Raw genomic sequence first — 17782 nt, 5'->3', positions numbered from 1 at the left:
TTGATATTGTACTGTAATGGTAGAAAAAAACAGGCGGATTTGTACTAATTAGGTTAAATGTTGTATAAATAACTTACAACCTGTTTGAATCGTCACCATCTAAGGATTTTTATGACAACATTAGATAAAACGAAAGTACTGGCTGAGTTTACAACTGCTTATAAAGCGGCATTTGGTAAAGAGCCTAATATCGAGCAAAAGCCGGGGTGGTATAGCGTTGATGGCAGTAAAAATATGCGCTTAGCTGACTTACAAGAACTTGGGCAAAGCTATAGTAAAGCGGGTTCCTCGACTACTAAATCGCAAGCCAAGGCGCCGAAGAAAGCGGCTAGTCAATCGGCTAAAAAATCACCGGCCGCTAAAACGACTAAAAGCAAAGCGCAAAAGCCAAAAACTACCGCATCAGGTAATGGTGAAACACCAGATAATGTTTGGCAACAGCATGTCGTGGGTAAAAAACAGCGTATGCCAAGAGGCTTTCGTTAAGCACTCGCTAATCATTAAGTATTTAATGAAAACCATCTAGCCTTGCACTTGTAATAGATGGTTTTTTATTTTTTTTAATAGCGTATTAGTTAACTTCAATAAAAGCCAAACCAAGTTGGTAAGTATCTTCTTGCTCCTGACTACAACGCACTACTTTTGCTGTAGCATCTAAAGGTGGAACACTGGCATTAGCAGATTCAAGTTTAATGTTAATTAAAGTGCCCATTTCTAAAGGCTCTTCAACATCAACAGACATCCCCGAAGCACTTAAGTCACGACAAATTCCTTCTAAAACTCGACCTACTTCTGGATGACTTATCATTAATTGCACATTGGCATTGACCATCATCCGAAAATAACTGCGATTATCATTCTTAGTTAACATACTTTCTCCATGAGCAAGGCTTGCTGTAACCTCAGTTATAAGACCTTATCCTAGCTATGTAAAGTTATCTTTAAATAGCACTAAAGCTTTATTACATCAAAAGCCAGCTACAAGGTTAATACTATGCTATTAATCAATCCTTTGTTAAAAGATGACTCATTAGTCAACAGCATCAGACATACCTGATATAGGCTGATTTATGCGTTGCTGCAGCTTGTCTAAAGCCTGCTTATCTTCATTAGTAATACAATTAGTTATGACATTAAGTAAATCCGAACTTTTTTGTAACGCATCTTCCATGCCTTGCGGATGCTTTTGTGCCAACATCGCCAATGATTGCTGGGTCATTTTAAGCATTGGCCATGACATTTTTAAAGTTAACTCTAAAAAATCTGCTGGACTTAAACCATTTTCGGCCAACAGCTGCTCTACTTCTGTAGTATAGCGAGTATTGTCTTGTTGAGCCTTAAGAGACTCATACTGCTTTTGCCAGTTGCAGTGTTGCTCTAGCAGCATCTCTTGCTCATCTACATCTGCATAAGCTGACTTTAATGCCGACAATTTAGGCAAGACCGTTTTAATTCTAGCTAAGTTAGCCTCTGTAATCACCGTGTCTGCCATAGTAGGCGCTTGAAATACGAGTCCTATTACAACAGGTATAAATAACCTTTTCATTGCATTCCTTTATTTACGTTAATAGCGCTAGCTTGAATTTAAACAAACGTTAATTTCAAGGTCACTTCAAATAATGACACTATTCTAGCATGGGAGCTAAAACCAGACAGTTTTGTTATCTTTATTCACTAAAAAGCCTACCTATCTTAGTAAACAAATACTAACTACTGTTTGAGCGGTAATAGGCTTCGCGTTACACTCTGCCACCCGTTAGATTTCTAAGGTTTACGCTATGGCTTTAAAAGCAACCATTTTCAAAATTCAGCTGCAAATTGCTGATATGGATCGGCATTATTATCAAGATCATCAACTAACGTTAGCGCAGCACCCGTCTGAAAATGACCAACGCATGATGGTTCGACTGCTAGCCTTTGCGATAAATGCCAATGAGCAGCTTAGTTTTACCAAAGGGTTAAGTGCCGAAGACGACGAGCCTGAACTATGGCATAAAGATTTAAATGGTGAAATTAAGCTCTGGGTTGAGTTTGGTCAAAGTGAAGAAAAATGGCTAAGAAAAGCCAGTGGTAGAGCCAAGCAGGTGCAACTATTTTGTTATGGCGGCAAAAGCGTACCAATTTGGTGGAAAAATAATGAGCAGGCTTTGTCTCGCTACCAAAACTTAACTGTATTTAATATTCCTGAAACCGCAGTTGTAGAAATGGCTCAGCTAGTTAGCCGCAATATGGCATTACAGTGTAATATTAGTGAAGGACAAATTTGGCTTTCGAATGACGAAAAAAGTGTACTAATAGAGCCTGTAATATTACAAGGTGCGCCACACCACTAAACAGTGTTCGCGGTGTAAGCACTCTAAGTACAAGAAGGCACAGCTTGAATATGGCTTTTCTAACTAGTTAATTCTTGGATCACTCTCGGCAACACCTGGCCGTTGTCTATGTTGCTGATGAAACTGTTTTAAATGTTCAAATGCATCTAAAGAGATTAACTCACGGTATAAAGCCCAATCGAGTAAGCAAAATAATGCCATAGCTGGATAATGCCATTGCTTATACTGCCCTGCTGCGACTTGTTGTTCAAAAACCTTAAAGCCCCTTCGATCCGCTCATGCTGTAAACTATAAAAAAGCTTATTTGGATCAATAGTAAAGCCTGAACGCTTACATAGCAGTAGCTCTATCATAGAATCATTAGCAGCATTAATAATCGTTAATTGATTTTCTTGCTGCCAACTTAATTTGGCCCAGTGATATTTTTCAGCTAGGTAGCGATAAATAACACCTGAATCATAAACAAGTTGTTCGCCATCTAATAGCATTGGCACTTTACGCGCAGGATTATATTTAATTAAGGTAGCGCGATCTGGGCCATCAAATATATTTAACTTAATAAGTTCAAAGGGTATATCGGCTAACGCTAAGCGGATCCGTCTAACATAAGGTGATGTTTGAGAACCAAAAAGTTTCATATTGCATCCTTAAAGCAGTCATAGTTTAGTTAAACTAATGCTAGGTTTATTATGCTAAATTCCTAGCACTAGTTTCTCTGCGCTTTAACCTTGCGTTTTATCATCGTGGCCAATGCGGCTTGCTACAGCGCCTGTTTGTTTTTGATATTTAGCATCAGGTCTTTTGTTATAAGGCCGCGCAGCTGAACCTGTCATTAATTCAAAGTTAAGTGCGCCTATTTTCATTTTTGGTCGTAGTGCTAATGGCAACTTGCCACTATTGATAAACTCTAAAACAATATTCCCCGACCAGCCAGGATCTATCCGGTGTGCGGTCACATGCACCATTAAACCTAAACGCGCTAATGATGAGCGACCATCTAACCAACCGACAATATTATCTGGCAGGGTGACCGCTTCTAATGTCATTGCTAACGCTAACTCACCTGGGTGAAGAATAAACTTTTCGCCATCGGCAATATAAATTTCATCACTCATTACACTGTTTAATGCTTTATCTACCTCAGCTCTTGGGCCACTTAAGTCGATATAGGGCGCAGTATGGGCTTGGAAAACACGAAACTTATTGCCTAAACGAATATCAACACTAACACCACTTATCATATCGGCATCCGGTGCTGGCTCAATAATAATTTTGCCTTGTGCTAAATGTTGTTCAATATCGGTATCACACAGTCTCATTTTAGTCGTCCGTTATCATTATTTCTATTTGGCTAGTTTGAAGCTGCTCAAGTTGTTGATGCAGTGTAAATTGCAGTTGCTGACTGATTGTACGATAAATTTCAGCTACCGGCTGTTGTTTTAATGCAATAGGCTCACCTAAATCTGCTTGCTGACGAATATCTCGCTGTAATGGTAATTGACCCAGGACATTAACGTTATAACGCTGTGCAAGGGCAACCCCTCCCTCAGTACCAAAAATATCATCTTTTTCACCACAGTGACTACACTGATAAAAACTCATATTTTCAATTAAACCCAACAAGGGAATTTTCACCTGACGAAACATACTAATTGCTTTTTTCGCATCGGCTAAAGCAATATCTTGTGGTGTTGTTACCACTACAGCGCCGGTAACAGTCAGTTTTTGGGCCATGGTAAGTTGAATATCCCCCGTGCCTGGTGGCATATCCACAATTAAATAATCAAGCTCAGGCCAGAGTGTTTCATTAACCAGTTGCTCTAGGGCTTTACTCGCCATAGGCCCGCGCCACACTGACGCTTGTTCGGCATCCACTAAAAAGCCGATTGACTGTAAATAAACACCATGGGCAAACATCGGCTGCATTAGCTTGTTATCAGGCGAGGTAACTTTTTCTCCTGCTAATCCCAACATAGTCGGAATAGAAGGCCCATAAATATCCGCATCCAATAAACCTACTTTAGCGCCATCATTGACCAAAGCGCAGGCAAGATTTACCGCCGTAGTTGATTTACCTACCCCACCCTTACCGGATGCAACTAAAATAATTTGTTTAATCTGTTTATAGACAGGCTGCGCTTGATAGTTTGCATTTAAAGTTAAAGTGTAATCAAAGCCTGCCTCAGTTAAGGCTTGCTGTAATAGTGGCTCTAGGGTCGCTAACGGCAGTGATAAGGTAACAGTGAGTTGTTTTTTATTAACTACTATCTCAACAATAACACTCGATAAAGTACTAGTTGAATTAGGTATTAACCATGCTTGCAAGAACTGCTGCAAAGCAGCGGGAATCGGTGTGGATTTACTCGATTTAAACCAGTTAAACATCAGCGATTTCCTGTAAGTAATTTTAATCAGAATTTTTTGCTCGTTCTACCCGATGGCAGATGCGAAGCAAGCCGGCTTAGTGTATCATTTAACCAAATTTTTTCAGTTATTTATGTAAAGAGCAGCTTTTAATGTCAACACGCAAAATTTTGGTTACCAGCGCACTACCTTATGCTAACGGCCCTATCCATTTAGGCCATTTACTTGAGTATATTCAAACTGATATTTGGGCTCGTTTTCAAAAAGCGCGTGGCCATGAATGTTATTACGTTTGTGCAGATGATGCTCATGGCACACCCATTATGCTTAAAGCTCAACAGCAAGGCATCAGCCCTGAGCAAATGATTGAGCAAACCAAAATTAAACATCAAACTGATTTTGCAGATTTTGCTATTGGTTTTGATCATTATCATTCCACTCACAGCGAAGAAAACCGTGAGTTAGCTAGCATGATCTATAACCGCTTAGATGAAAAGGGTTACATTAAGCGTAAAACGATTAGCCAATTATACGATCCTGAAAAGCAAATGTTTTTACCCGACCGCTTTGTTAAAGGTGACTGCCCAAAATGCGGCGCCTTAGATCAAAACGGCGATAGCTGTGATGTTTGTGGTGCTACCTATAGCCCAACCGAAGTTAAAAATGCTCGTTCAGTTGTCTCTGGTGCAACCCCAGTGTTAAAAGACAGCGAACATTACTTTTTTGATCTGCCGGCTTTTAGCCAGATGCTACAAGACTGGATCCGCAGCGGTAGCCTACAAGACGAAATGGCAAATAAACTGCAAGAATGGTTTAAAGATGGCTTACAAATGTGGGACATCAGCCGTGACGCGCCTTATTTTGGTTTTGAAATTCCAAGAGCGCCAGGCAAGTTCTTTTATGTTTGGCTAGATGCACCTATTGGTTATTTAGCAAGTTTTAAGCACCTTTGTCAAAAACAAGGCATCGACTTTGATAGCTTTTGGCAGCCAGACTCTACCGCTGAGGTGTACCACTTTATAGGCAAAGATATTATTTATTTCCATAGCTTATTCTGGCCTGCCATTTTAGAAGGGGCTAACTTACGTAAACCTAACGCTGTTTGGGCTCATGGTTTTGTTACTGTTAATGGCGCTAAAATGTCTAAGTCACGAGGCACCTTTATTAAAGCTCGCACCTATTTAGAACATTTAAATCCTGAATATTTACGTTATTACTTTGCCTCTAAGCTTAGCTCTAGCATTACTGATCTAGACTTAAACTTAGACGACTTTACCCAAAAAGTGAATTCTGATCTTGTAGGTAAGGTAGTGAATATAGCCAGTCGCTGTGCTGGGTTTATCACTAAGCGTTATCAAGGTAAATTATCAACAACATTAGCTGAGCCTGAATTATTTAAAGAATTTACCGATGCTGGAACCAGTATTGCCGATAGCTTTGAGAAGCGTGAGTTTGCTCGGGCTATTCGCGACATCATGACCTTAGCAGATAAAGCTAACCAATATATCGATGCTAAGGCACCATGGGTGTTAGTTAAAGATGAAAGCAAACAACAGTTAGCTCATGAGGTTTGCTCAATGGGGATTAATTTGTTCCGCGTTTTAATGCATTATTTAAAACCTGTGCTACCGTTAATGGCAGCAGAGGTTGAACGTTTTCTACAAACAGAATTACGTTGGGACAATTACCAACAGCCATTATTAGATCACGCCATTGAGCCATTTAAAGCTTTAATGCAACGTGTTGATCCAGCTAAAGTAGCGGCAATGTTGGAAAGCTCAAAAGAAAACTTACAATCTGAGCCAGCCAACAAGGCTAAAGTTAAGGCCAAACCACAAAGCTCAGGGCGTGAGCCAATTGCAGAAACAATTAGCATTGAAGACTTTGCCAAAGTGGATTTACGGGTAGCTAAAATAGTTAAAGCCGAAGCCGTTGAAGGTGCCGATAAACTGATTCGCTTGCAATTAGATATTGGCGAAGGTGAAACGCGTCAAGTGTTTGCTGGCATTAAAGCCGCTTACCAACCCGAGCTACTCGAAGGTCGCTATACTGTAATGGTTGCCAACCTTGCTTCGCGTAAGATGCGCTTTGGTTTATCAGAAGGTATGGTGCTTGCTGCTGGGCCTGGTGGCAGTGATTTATTTATTTTATCACCCGATGCCGGTGCTCAAGCGGGTATGCGTGTAAAATAGAACTTAAACTGTAGCAGCTTCGGCTGCTACTATTTTACTGGTTAGATGGAGCCGAATGTCTAGTCCATATCGCAGTTTTAGTGCTTTGTTTTTAACTACCTTGATCATGTTAATTGCTCAAGGTTCCTTGTCTACCTACCTAGGCTTATCTTTAGCCCAAAACCAAGTTGATTCAATTTGGATTGGCGCCATGATGTCTTGTTATTATTTAGGCTTAGTTTTAGGCTCCAAACTGGGCCATAAATTAATATCTCGTGTTGGCCACATTCGCGCGTTTGTCGCCTGTGCTGCTATTGTTAGTGCTTGCGTTATGTCGCATGTACTGATTTCTACTTTAGAAGTCTGGTTACTTCTACGTGTACTTGTAGGTATGGCTATGATGTGCCAATACATGGTGCTCGAAAGCTGGCTTAATGAACAGGCCGAAAACTCTCAACGCGGTGCAGTATTTGCTTTTTATATGCTGATTTCCTATTTGGGTATGATTGGCGGCCAATTAATGCTGATGCAATTCCCTGATTTAGGCATAGCACCTTTACTTATTATCAGTATGTTCTCTTCGCTTTGTATTGTGCCCATTGCACTTACAAGCCGAATTCATCCTGCACCACTTCTTCCTGCGCCGTTAAAAATAATGACCTTTTGGCGTAAAGTGCCACAGTCATTAACTGCAATAACAATTGCCGGATTAATGGCTGGCGCTTTCTATGGTTTAGCGCCTGCCTATATGGCAAGCAAAGACTTCCCTACCGAACAAATAACAACCTTTATGTCTGCCACCATTCTAGCTGGCTTACTTGCGCAATGGCCTATGGGTAAGTTATCAGACCGGATCCCTAGGGGCAGAATATTACGCTTTAATGCTGCTTTACTGGCAATTTTGACCTTACTAATGGCAATTTTACCGTTAAATTCTACCTTCTTTATGCTGACGACCTTTTGCTATGGTTTTTTATCTTTTACCCTTTATCCTATTGCTAGCGCATTTGCTAATCAGCATATAGAGCAAGAGGAACGTGTCGCCTTATCGGCTACTATATTATTAACCTTTGGTATGGGAGCTTGTTTTGGCCCCTTGGTAGCGTCTGGATTAATGCATATTTTAGGGCCAGATATGCTATATGCCTTTATTAGTGCCTGTGCTTTAGTGCTGTTTTTACGCTTAATTCATGTTAACTACACGCAAAAAGTTAGCAAGCGATTAATTGAAGAGCAACAGCTAGCACAATTTAAAATGGGCTCAGGTGATTTAGTGTCTTCACCGCTTGCGGCAGCGTTAGATCCTAGGGTTGACGAAGAAACGGTATTAGCCCAAATGCATGATGAAGATGCCGCTAAAGCTCAAGGCTATGTTAGCAGTCATTATGATGAAGATATAGAAGTTGAGCTTGAAGCCGATGATCATTTATGGGACTACACTCCAGAGAATATGGTCTATCCAGAGCCTAATACAACCATTGAGGATACAGAGTATAAAGCACAGCCTTAATTGCTGTGCATTACCACTTTATTCCATAAGTTTTGGTTTTTAACAAAGGAAAAATATTCATCTGGATGCCAACATTTAGGCAATAAAGACTGTTTCTTGCGTTCTTCAACATTAGACACTAAGAGTGTAAGAATTTCGATTAGCCGCTCTTGGCTTACAACTGCCAGTTTTTTTCGTGCAACGGGGAAATATAAGTTGTTATTTACGCTAACAACACAGCCTTGAGCTGATACATTATACGTTAAGTTTCTGGTAGCCATACGGCAAATAGGCTCTTTGAGATCTTTTGGATATAAGCCTGTAACAATAGCGTACTCATAACGGTCTAAGTCTTGATCATCAGAGTCTTTCGGAATATAAGTAACGCCAAAACCTTGTGGAAAAATGCCTGTTATTGCTAATAAACTATTCACTGCTGTACTGCTGTATACACCTTTTTCAACGCCTTTTTCTAATACTAAAGCAACTCTAGGTAAGGTTTCATAAACAAAGTTTGGCTTAGTCGATAGCACAACAGAAGTATAGACTTGTGGGATTTTCAGTAAATTACCAATACCATGCTCAGCCTTAGTTGCACCTATAAGCAGTTGCTGCATAAATAATTTTCTTTGTTGGCTATTTTCTTTAAACTGCTCTCGCTCGGCTTTACTATTCCCCTGATAACGCTCTTCTATTAAATCGGTTACATACTTAATCGTTTGGCTGTAACTCACCTTTAGCATGCTTACACGCTCTTGAGTTTCCATCACTCTAAATGGATCGGCCTTACCATCTTCACCATAAATAATCTGTTGTGCTGTAGGGTGACAACTACCAATATCTTGTAATAAGGCTGCCATTAATAAAGGCATTTGAATGTCATCTCGAAAAGGATGATAAGTGTTAAAATCGTTATAATCACCGTCTGTTACTTTGCTTCGCTGCAAAATATACTTATTGGTTATATTTTTACCGGCTAATAATTCGTCAAGTAAGCGTAAACTTAATACTGCTTTATATAAATGTTTACTTTTCTGATTAGAAATAGCTACTTGATTACCTTGGGTTGGCGATGATAGCTGGATAGTGCCTAATAGCTTTGCTGTTAATTGCAGGGTCTCTTCTTTAGAGCCCCCCTGCACTAACTGTAAGATAGACTGACAGATGTGCTGTAATTGACAAAACCGTTGAAAAGCTTCATCAGAAAGCTGCTGCTTAAATTGTAACAACTCAACCCTAGCATGTTCTAATTTTCGTTCAAAAGAGACCTTATCTCTAGCAGAAACTTGGCCTAACCTGCTTTCAAATAAAGTAACTTGCTGCTCAAGCTCGACAAGCTGTTTTTGTTTAAGCTCAGCTTGGCTAAAAGCCAATACTGCATTTTCATAAACTGAGTCAGCTACAACAGTATTATCGTAAATTTTAGCAATTAATATTGAAACTTGCTTACTGTAGTTAGATTTTCCAATAACCTCTAATGCCATATTAGTCTTTATTCCTATGCAATAACTTTTAATAAAACTACAGAATTATTTTAAGATGTCTACATTAATCAAAGTTTAAAATCAATTTGCCTTGTGTTTGATTTGAAACCATTAATTGATGCGCTTTAGCTGCGTCATGCCAATGAAATTGCTCAAAAACAATTGGTTTTAAGATCCCTTCTTTTAAAGCATCACCACACTGCGAAATGAACCTTGCTGTTAAGTCTGCTTTATATTCATCAGAGCGGTTACGTAATGTTGAGCAAATAATATGGCCTCGCTGTTTAAGTAAGGGAGCTAAGTCTAGCTCAGGTAGTTTTCGACCTCCCATCATGGCATAAATAACAATTTTTCCATCTAAAGCTAAAACAGAAACATCTCGTTGGATATAATCTCCGGCTACTGGATCTAAAATTAAATCCGCACCATCCGGCCAGTGTTTAGTTAGCGCCAGCTCAAACGGCTCTTGCTTATAATTAATCGTAACATCTGCACCTAACTGCTTACATAAAGTTAGTTTCTCTTCATTACTTGCCGTAACCGCAACCTTAGCTCCAACATATTTAGCCAGCTGAATAGCAGCAGTGCCAACACCACTGGCGCCTGCATGAATAAGTACTTTTTGCTCGGCTTGAAGTTGGCCATGTAAAAATAATAATTGGTAAGCCGTTAAAAACACCTCAGCCACAGCCGCAGCTTGGCTCATAGAAAAGCCTTCAGGTACTAACATCGCGTGTTGATGATGCAACAGTGCATACTCTGCATAGCCGCCACCTGGCACAATACCAAAAACCTTTTTACCTAGCCAATGCTGCAAGTTATCTGGCGCCGCTACAACAACACCTGCTACCTCTAAACCTAGAATGTCACTCTCACCTTTTGGCGGCGGATAAAACCCTTGTCGTTGCACTAAATCAGCTCTATTTATCCCAGCTGCTGCCACCTTAATAAGTAATTGCTCCCTATTCGCTATTGGCATAGCTAAAATATCAACTGTAAGCTGGCTATTTTTACCTGGCTCTTTCACTATAATGGCTTGCATCTTGGTTGGGATAGTCACTTAAATGCTCCTACAACTGACTTTTAACTATAAAACTCATTACTAGCTTAATACGATATAATCGTATCATAACTTAATTATTGAGTTTATTTTCTATTTGTTGTAGCAAAGTTTACACTAGTATTTATGGCTTATTCTTTATAAGCTTAATGATCAATTTTCTTGGAGAACCGAATGAAAAGCCTACTTATCTTTTTGGCCGCAACGAGCTTTTTTGCATCTGCAACTAGCTGGCAACTAAACCCTGAGCAATCTAGCCTCAATTTTATTTCAGTTAAAAATTCAACGGTTGCTGAAGCGCATCAATTTAACAACCTCTCGGGTACTTGGTCTGAACAAGGCACAGTAAATGTTACTATTCCAGTAACCAGTTTAGAAACTCATATCCCTATTCGTAACCAACGCGTTTTAGACTTTGTTTTAAAAGCTAAAGAATATAGTCAAGTTACGGCAACCGCTGATATTAAGCCAGCAATAATTGACTCATTGACCATCGGTAAATCAACAAAAATAACGGTTCCTTTAGCACTAAATATTGCTGGTGAAACCTTAACTGTAATGGCTAATATTCGCGTACTTAAAATAAATGCGACCTCTATTCAAGCAACAACTGAATCGCCAGTAATGCTTAATGTTGATGCCGCTAAGTTAACCGCGGGTGTTGATAAGCTTCAAGAATTAGCGAAATTAAATTCTATTAGCAAAATGGTTCCTGTAACCTTTAGTGTTAACTTTCAAACTCAAATTTAAATACTAGCCTACAACAGCATGTAGTTTTAACTATAAAGCTGTTGTAGGCTTCTTTATAGTTGCGGATCTAATAAACCTATTTAAAATAGCTTAAATAGCTAAGTATTAAGCTTATTTTTAGCCTCAATCCACTGGCCCATAAACTTTGTGCTGCGATAGGCATGATGTTGCAGCATGATCCCGGTAAAGTTTTTTGCTCTATGCCCAGCTAAGTTATTTCTAATACTATCGAGTTGCTGCCATATATCACTATGATGCTTAATGGCTGAAAACTTCTGCTGTAATATCCGCATTCCCTGCTGCTGAGCTTGCTGCCATAGTTTTTCATCTTGATATAATTTAACAGCCCCATTAGCTATTTGCTCACTGGTATTTGCAATTAAGCCAGCCCATGTCTCCTGTGCGATAGTCATCCCCTCAGCACCAATATCTGTAGTAACACTAGGCGTACCATACTGCATGGCATCGAGTAGCTTGCCCTTTAAACCGGCACCAAAAGCTAATGGTGCTAAACACACTTTGGCTTGCTGCATTACTTGGCCTACGTCATCGGCCCAGCCTTTAACATAAAAGCCTTGTTGGGGATTATGCAAGGCTGTTGCTTTAGGCGGAGGATAAGCGCCATATATATATAAATGACTAAGAGGTAACTGTTTGCGGATCAATGGCCAAATGCTCTGTTTTAGCCATAGAACAGCTTGCCAATTAGGTGCATGGCGGAAGTTGCCTATTGCCACAAAGTGTTGTCTTTGCTCAAAGCGACTAAACGCTTGTATTTGTTCGGTGTCTACAAAGAAGGGGCAATAACATAACAACGCTTTAGGCACTAAGAAATGATGTTGCAATAGCTGCATTTCATACTCTGAAATAACCAATGTGATATCACAGCGATAAATAGCGGCGATTTCTCGTACAGCAATATCTGAATTTAAATCGGTTTTCGTTAACTTACGTTCAGCTTTATAAGCCTTATGCCGGGCATCTCTAAGAGAGTGCATATCCTCCATATCTAAAATACGCAATGCTTCTGGACATGCTTGTTCAACTCGCCAACCAAATTGCTCTTCAAGCATAAAGCGGTCAAACATGACGGCATTAACATTAAGTGAACTTAGCCAGTTATCAAAACTATCATCATTTAATAAAATCTGTTTTTCTGCTACACCTAACGCTGGTAAGTCTGCTCGATGCAAAGACTTTTCTGCAGCGCTGGCAAAAACAACCTGCCAGCCTTGGCCTAGAAATAACTCAATAATACTAAGCATGCGATAGCCTGCCGCAGATGATTTAGGCTCAGGCCAGACATAACCGATGATAACTAATAGAGGCACAACATCATTCCTAACAAAATGGATCTATGTTAACGATTCTTAGAGCTAAATAATAGCTAAGATAACTAAGCTAAACATGACAGCCAAGTGTAGTCATGGCATGATAAGCTACAGTATCTCAACACAAAAATGTAAATTATGTCGATGCCAACACCTTATAGCAGCACTGAAGAGCTGTTTCATACCCTAAGCCATGCAATAGGGGCAATTTTAAGCCTTGCAGCTTTGTTTTTAATGCTAAAGGTAACCAGTGTTAACCCAGATAGCCTTTATATAATTAGCAGTGTTATTTATGGCTCAAGCCTAGTGTTAATGTATAGTAGTTCAGCATTATACCATGGCAGTAAAAACATCCAGCGTAAAACTCGGCTGCGCCAACTTGACCATGCTGCAATTTTTATTCTTATTGCCGGTACTTATACCCCTTTTACCCTTATTAGCCTGCACGACGATGTTGGCCTATTATTGTTTATTGTGATTTGGGCAATTGCTCTAGTTGGCGTCATTATTGAACTAGCATCTGGATTGAAATATAAGAAATTATCACTGGCTTTATACCTAGGTATGGGATGGTTAGTTATCTTTGCCGTTAAACCTATGCTTGAAAGTATCCCGGTTGCTGGCTTATGGCTTTTACTTGCAGGTGGCTTAAGTTACACCTTCGGGGTTATTTTTTATGCGGCAAAGAAAATGTATATGCATCATTTTATTTGGCATCTTTTTGTACTAGCTGGCAGTGCTTTTCATTTTGCGGCAGTTTATTTTTACGTTTTAAACTAAAGCAGGCTGAAATTCAGCCTGCTTTATTACTTTAGTATTTACTAATCAATTAATACTGGTAGCTAAAGGTTACACCGCTAAAGCTTTGGTATGCACGAACACCAACGTGCCATGTTCCCGCTTGTGGGTTTGAAATAGTACAAACTTCTTCATTACCGTAACGATACGGGCGACATGTGTAAGAGGTGGTTGTTGGCGCTGAGCCATAACGAACATATAAATCAGCATCACCTGTACCACCTGTTGTTTTGAAAGTAATAGAAGAGACACCTGATGGTATTTGATAACTGCCACGCAGCCACTGACCAGTACTTGCTGATAAGTTAGGGAAAGTGGCGCCATTTGTTGGAGGCGGATTACTGCCACCGTCATCACCACTACAACCATTATTAGTTAAATAATCATGTGCGTCTTTCGCTTTTACAATACCCCAACCATAGGAGTTATCACGACCGCTAGTACCACGGTCTTGCGCAGTTGCATTAAGTGCGCTACGTATTTGTGGAGCTGTACATTGAGGGTGGTTACTCCACACTAACGCAGCAACACCCGCTACATGAGGTGAGGCCATAGAAGTGCCACTGATGCTGTTATAGCCACCATTGTTCCATGTTGAACTAACACTGACACCAGGTCCTGAAATTTCAACTTGTGAGTTACGTTGTGAGAAACTTGCTAAATTACCACTAGAGTTAACCGCAGCAACTGAAATAACGGCATCATATGAAGCTGGGTAAGATAACGAAGTATTACCGCCATTACCTGCAGCAGCAACTAATAACATACCGCTATTATAGAAACTGTCCATCGCGTTTCTTTCAGTTTGAGTAGCCGAACCGCCACCTAAACTCATATTAACAACTTTAGAATCAGCATTCTTACACGACTGAATAGCGTCTACTAAGTCTGAAGCATAAGTCCAGTTACCTTGATCATTGAATATTTTAACTATATGGACATTTGCTTGACCTGAGCCAATAACACCAACAACACCAGTATTATTATCTAAGGCAACCATAGTTCCGGCAACATGCGTACCATGACCATTGCCATCTGAATACCAATTGCCATGGCCAGAAAACGCGTAACCGCTAGTGCCTGAGCTTTGTAAATCAGTATGGTTTGACTGATAACCAGTGTCGATAATACAAACACCCGTGTTACCCGCGCTGCTATCGCTAACTAAATTAGCTTGCACCATAGAAATACCGTAAGGCGTGCTTTGTGCCATCGGTGATGGTACATCCATCAAATAACGCTTTTGATCTAGCTCAACATATTCAACGTTCGCATCTAAAGCTAACTTTTTATATTGACGTGGCGATAATTTTACAACGCTCGCTTGTACTGATGGCAGTTGCTTTAATGCTTGGATATTATGCTGCCCTAAAACTTGCTGCGCGCGTTGAGTAAATGCAGCGGCTGAAACCTCATCAGAAGCAGCTTCATTTACATTGAGGCTTGCAACTTGCTCATTAGTTTTAAACTTAACAATGTAACGTTGCTCACCTTTTGCAACAATTAAGTCATCTGATGCTATTGGCGTTGGTGTTAATACAGTTAAACTATCTGCGACTGCACTTGCGGTTAAGCTTAATGCAAATACAGAAGAAGCTGCAGCAATAAAGGCTGTTGATTTTTTCATTATAGTACCCTTGATTTGTTATTATCGTCCATTTGTAATTCTAAGCATCCTGCGCCGAATCAACATAGCCGCTATCTTGGGTAACATTCAATTACATTTACCTTATAAATTCATTACAAACATATGACTTTCCCGATATAAGAAAATTAATAGTGATAATAGGAACGGATATTTTCTAAATCAGGTATTTATGTTGCTAATGGCAATTTAAACCAGAACTGACTACCTTGATCAGATTCAGATTCAAAACCGATTTCACCTTGATGGTTTTCAATTATTTTTTTACAAATTGCTAAACCTAACCCTGTTCCCTCTTTAGCTCGACTATTAGAACTATCTACTTGATAGAAATTTTGGAATAAATTTGCTTTAAATTTATTAGGAATGCCGATGCCAAAGTCTGTTACTTTAAAAGTAACTTTATCCGCGGTAATTAGTAAATCGACTCTCACCTCACTTTGCTCTGGTGAAAACTTTATAGCATTAGAGACTAAGTTATCCATCACCTGTTGGATCCGGAAATTATCAGCATAAACAAATATTGGTTTATCGTTTAGCGTATTAAAAATTAATTTAACTGCATATCGAGCAGCATAAGGTTGCAGTGTATAGATAGATTGTTTAGCCAATTCATATAAATCAAATTTAGTACAATCTAGGCTAAAGGTACCTGCGGCAAATTTTTGTAAATCTAGTAAGTCGTTAATTAATTTAGCTAGGCGCTCACTACTATCTTGCGCGGTATTAACTAAATTTTTATAAGCTACAGAGTTTGGCTTAATCACCTCTTGCGCTATTAAGCCAATAGAGCCTCTAATAGCGGTTAATGGTGTTCTTAATTCATGACTAACCGTTGCAATAAACTCATCCTTTAATTTATCTAAACGCTTTAACTCTTCATTCTTTATCGCTAGTGCTGTTAAGCTTTTTTCAAGTTGTTTACTGCGTAAAGACAAGGTCATTGAACTTTCTTGTAAAGAATGCGTTCGCTCTGCAACACGGGTTTCTAGCACTAATTGAGATTTAGCCTTAGCATCAATAGCCTCTGTCAGCTGAGATTTAACCCATTGAACTTGTTTATATTTAAAGTATAACAACACACTCAACAAGATAATTACAACCAGCAAGCTGGTCGTTATAAAATAGAAAAAGTTAATTTGTTGCCACCAAGAAACAGTCATACTAAACATCCGGTCTTACTTGCTGAGAATATATTCTGTGCTATGTGCAAGCTCCCTCCTTAACAAACATTATTGCTGCACTAACGATACGCTAGTTAATATTCAACCTAAAAACCATTAATAATACTCTTTACAGCCTGTATTAGGTTAAATCTAGCCTAAGTCTTTCACTCTTGCTTGCATTCTTTTAGAATCGGCTCCATTAATATTGTTAATGCAGTTTTTGGAGTAATAAATGTCAGATATCAAACACAATCGGCTACTTATTTTAGGCTCAGGCCCAGCCGGTTATACCGCAGCTGTCTATGCGGCACGTGCTAACCTTAAACCTGTACTTATTACGGGTATGCAGCAAGGTGGCCAGTTAACAACAACCACTGATGTTGAAAATTGGCCAGGTGATGCTCATGGTTTAACGGGCCCAGCCTTAATGGACAGAATGTTAAAACATGCTGAAGCCTTTGATACTGAAATTGTTTTTGATCATATTCACACTGTAGATTTAAAACAGCGCCCTTTTATACTGACTGGTGATAATAGCGTTTATAGCTGTGATGCTTTAATTATTTGTACTGGTGCATCAGCCAAATATCTTGGTTTACCTTCCGAAGAAGAATTTAGTGGCCGCGGTGTCTCAGCTTGTGCAACTTGTGATGGTTTTTTCTATCGTAATCAAAAAGTTGCTGTCGTAGGTGGCGGTAATACTGCTGTTGAAGAAGCTTTATATTTATCTAATATTGCAGCGGAAGTTCACCTTGTTCACCGCCGTGATAGCTTTAAGGCTGAAAAAATCTTAGTTGACCGTTTAATGGAAAAAGTAAAAAACGGCAACATTATTTTACATACCCACCGTCAATTAGACGAAGTATTAGGTGATGACAGTGGCGTAACCGGTGTCCGTCTTAAATCTACTCAAGGCGAAGCTGATGAAGAGCTTGCATTGCAAGGTGTCTTTATTGCAATTGGCCATAAACCAAATACCGATATCTTTGCAGGCCAGTTAGACATGAATGGCGGCTATTTACAAGTTCAAAGTGGCTCTGATGGTAATGCGACGCAGACCAGTGTACCAGGTGTTTTTGCCGCTGGTGATGTTTCTGATCATATCTATCGTCAGGCTATTACTTCAGCAGGCACAGGTTGTATGGCTGCACTAGATGCAGAGCGCTACTTAGATGGCCTTGCTAAGTAAGT

Annotated in this window: 17 protein-coding genes; 7 read left to right on the top strand and 10 right to left on the bottom strand. The window is 39.6% G+C overall.

Going from position 1 to position 17782, the window contains the following annotated elements; all coding sequences use genetic code 11:
• Positions 1 to 111 precede the first annotated feature (111 nt).
• The gene (locus ACRCA4_RS05410; protein ID WP_433185253.1) at positions 112 to 486 is read left to right on the top strand and encodes a hypothetical protein; all 375 of its coding nucleotides are present in this window, start codon (positions 112 to 114) and stop codon (positions 484 to 486) included.
• An 85-nt stretch (positions 487 to 571) separates the two neighbouring features.
• On the opposite strand, the gene ACRCA4_RS05405 is transcribed toward ACRCA4_RS05410, so the two are convergent.
• On the bottom strand, positions 572 to 871 hold the full coding sequence (locus tag ACRCA4_RS05405; RefSeq protein ID WP_433185251.1) for a PilZ domain-containing protein: 300 nt from the start codon (positions 869 to 871) through the stop codon (positions 572 to 574).
• A gap of 159 nt (positions 872 to 1030) precedes the next feature.
• Complete coding sequence (locus tag ACRCA4_RS05400; protein WP_433185248.1) at positions 1031 to 1546, bottom strand: hypothetical protein; 516 nt, start codon at positions 1544 to 1546, stop codon at positions 1031 to 1033.
• Positions 1547 to 1778: 232 nt separating this feature from the next.
• Between ACRCA4_RS05400 and ACRCA4_RS05395 the strand changes: the two genes are divergently transcribed.
• A complete protein-coding gene (locus ACRCA4_RS05395; RefSeq protein ID WP_433185245.1) occupies positions 1779 to 2333 on the top strand; it encodes a YaeQ family protein in 555 nt (184 codons plus the stop codon).
• 155 nt (positions 2334 to 2488) lie between these two features.
• Here ACRCA4_RS05395 and ACRCA4_RS05390 read toward each other — a convergent pair whose 3' ends face one another.
• From ACRCA4_RS05390 to apbC, 3 genes are all read right to left on the bottom strand, one after another.
• Complete coding sequence (locus ACRCA4_RS05390; protein WP_433185243.1) at positions 2489 to 2971, bottom strand: glutathione S-transferase family protein; 483 nt, start codon at positions 2969 to 2971, stop codon at positions 2489 to 2491.
• Between the two features lie 84 nt (positions 2972 to 3055).
• On the bottom strand, positions 3056 to 3652 hold the full coding sequence (gene dcd / locus ACRCA4_RS05385) for a dCTP deaminase (RefSeq protein ID WP_433185240.1): 597 nt from the start codon (positions 3650 to 3652) through the stop codon (positions 3056 to 3058).
• Between the two features lies 1 nt (position 3653).
• Positions 3654 to 4718, bottom strand: a complete 1065-nt coding sequence (gene apbC, locus ACRCA4_RS05380) for an iron-sulfur cluster carrier protein ApbC (protein ID WP_433185237.1) — start codon at positions 4716 to 4718, stop codon at positions 3654 to 3656.
• 131 nt (positions 4719 to 4849) lie between these two features.
• On the opposite strand from apbC, the gene metG reads away from it, so the two are divergent.
• Both metG and ACRCA4_RS05370 read left to right on the top strand, forming a co-directional pair.
• Positions 4850 to 6889, top strand: coding sequence for a methionine--tRNA ligase (metG, locus tag ACRCA4_RS05375; protein ID WP_433185234.1), 2040 nt, complete (start codon positions 4850 to 4852; stop codon positions 6887 to 6889).
• Between the two features lie 55 nt (positions 6890 to 6944).
• Entirely contained in the window at positions 6945 to 8378 is a 1434-nt protein-coding gene (locus ACRCA4_RS05370) for an MFS transporter (protein ID WP_433185231.1), read from the top strand.
• Here ACRCA4_RS05370 and ACRCA4_RS05365 read toward each other — a convergent pair.
• Both ACRCA4_RS05365 and ACRCA4_RS05360 read right to left on the bottom strand, forming a co-directional pair.
• Positions 8375 to 9841 carry a hypothetical protein gene (locus ACRCA4_RS05365; protein ID WP_433185228.1) on the bottom strand — a complete coding sequence of 489 codons (1467 nt, stop codon included), beginning with the start codon at positions 9839 to 9841 and terminating at the stop codon, positions 8375 to 8377. The genes ACRCA4_RS05370 and ACRCA4_RS05365 overlap by 4 nt on opposite strands.
• Before the next feature lie 64 nt (positions 9842 to 9905).
• Positions 9906 to 10901, bottom strand: a complete 996-nt coding sequence (locus ACRCA4_RS05360) for an NAD(P)H-quinone oxidoreductase (protein WP_433185226.1) — start codon at positions 10899 to 10901, stop codon at positions 9906 to 9908.
• A 174-nt stretch (positions 10902 to 11075) separates the two neighbouring features.
• Here ACRCA4_RS05360 and ACRCA4_RS05355 point away from each other — a divergent pair, with 174 nt between their 5' ends.
• A complete protein-coding gene (locus ACRCA4_RS05355) occupies positions 11076 to 11651 on the top strand; it encodes a YceI family protein (protein WP_433185223.1) in 576 nt (191 codons plus the stop codon).
• Between the two features lie 98 nt (positions 11652 to 11749).
• Here ACRCA4_RS05355 and ACRCA4_RS05350 read toward each other — a convergent pair whose 3' ends face one another.
• Positions 11750 to 12982, bottom strand: coding sequence for a glycosyltransferase (locus ACRCA4_RS05350; RefSeq protein WP_433185220.1), 1233 nt, complete (start codon positions 12980 to 12982; stop codon positions 11750 to 11752).
• A gap of 138 nt (positions 12983 to 13120) precedes the next feature.
• Here ACRCA4_RS05350 and trhA point away from each other — a divergent pair, with 138 nt between their 5' ends.
• Positions 13121 to 13762 carry a PAQR family membrane homeostasis protein TrhA gene (gene trhA, locus ACRCA4_RS05345; protein ID WP_433185217.1) on the top strand — a complete coding sequence of 214 codons (642 nt, stop codon included), beginning with the start codon at positions 13121 to 13123 and terminating at the stop codon, positions 13760 to 13762.
• 49 nt (positions 13763 to 13811) lie between these two features.
• Here trhA and ACRCA4_RS05340 read toward each other — a convergent pair whose 3' ends face one another.
• Positions 13812 to 15407: a S8 family serine peptidase gene (locus ACRCA4_RS05340; protein WP_433185214.1), complete on the bottom strand. Its 1596-nt coding sequence runs from the start codon at positions 15405 to 15407 to the stop codon at positions 13812 to 13814.
• A 188-nt stretch (positions 15408 to 15595) separates the two neighbouring features.
• On the bottom strand, positions 15596 to 16588 hold the full coding sequence (locus ACRCA4_RS05335; protein ID WP_433185211.1) for a sensor histidine kinase: 993 nt from the start codon (positions 16586 to 16588) through the stop codon (positions 15596 to 15598).
• A gap of 235 nt (positions 16589 to 16823) precedes the next feature.
• Here ACRCA4_RS05335 and trxB point away from each other — a divergent pair, with 235 nt between their 5' ends.
• Positions 16824 to 17780: a thioredoxin-disulfide reductase gene (gene trxB / locus ACRCA4_RS05330; protein WP_433185208.1), complete on the top strand. Its 957-nt coding sequence runs from the start codon at positions 16824 to 16826 to the stop codon at positions 17778 to 17780.
• Positions 17781 to 17782: the final 2 nt, after the last annotated feature.

Source organism: Rheinheimera sp. WS51 (genome assembly GCF_050936095.1).
Classification (GTDB): domain Bacteria; phylum Pseudomonadota; class Gammaproteobacteria; order Enterobacterales; family Alteromonadaceae; genus Alishewanella.
Note: the sequence above shows the minus strand (reverse complement) of the source record. Positions and strands in the feature narration are given on the sequence as shown.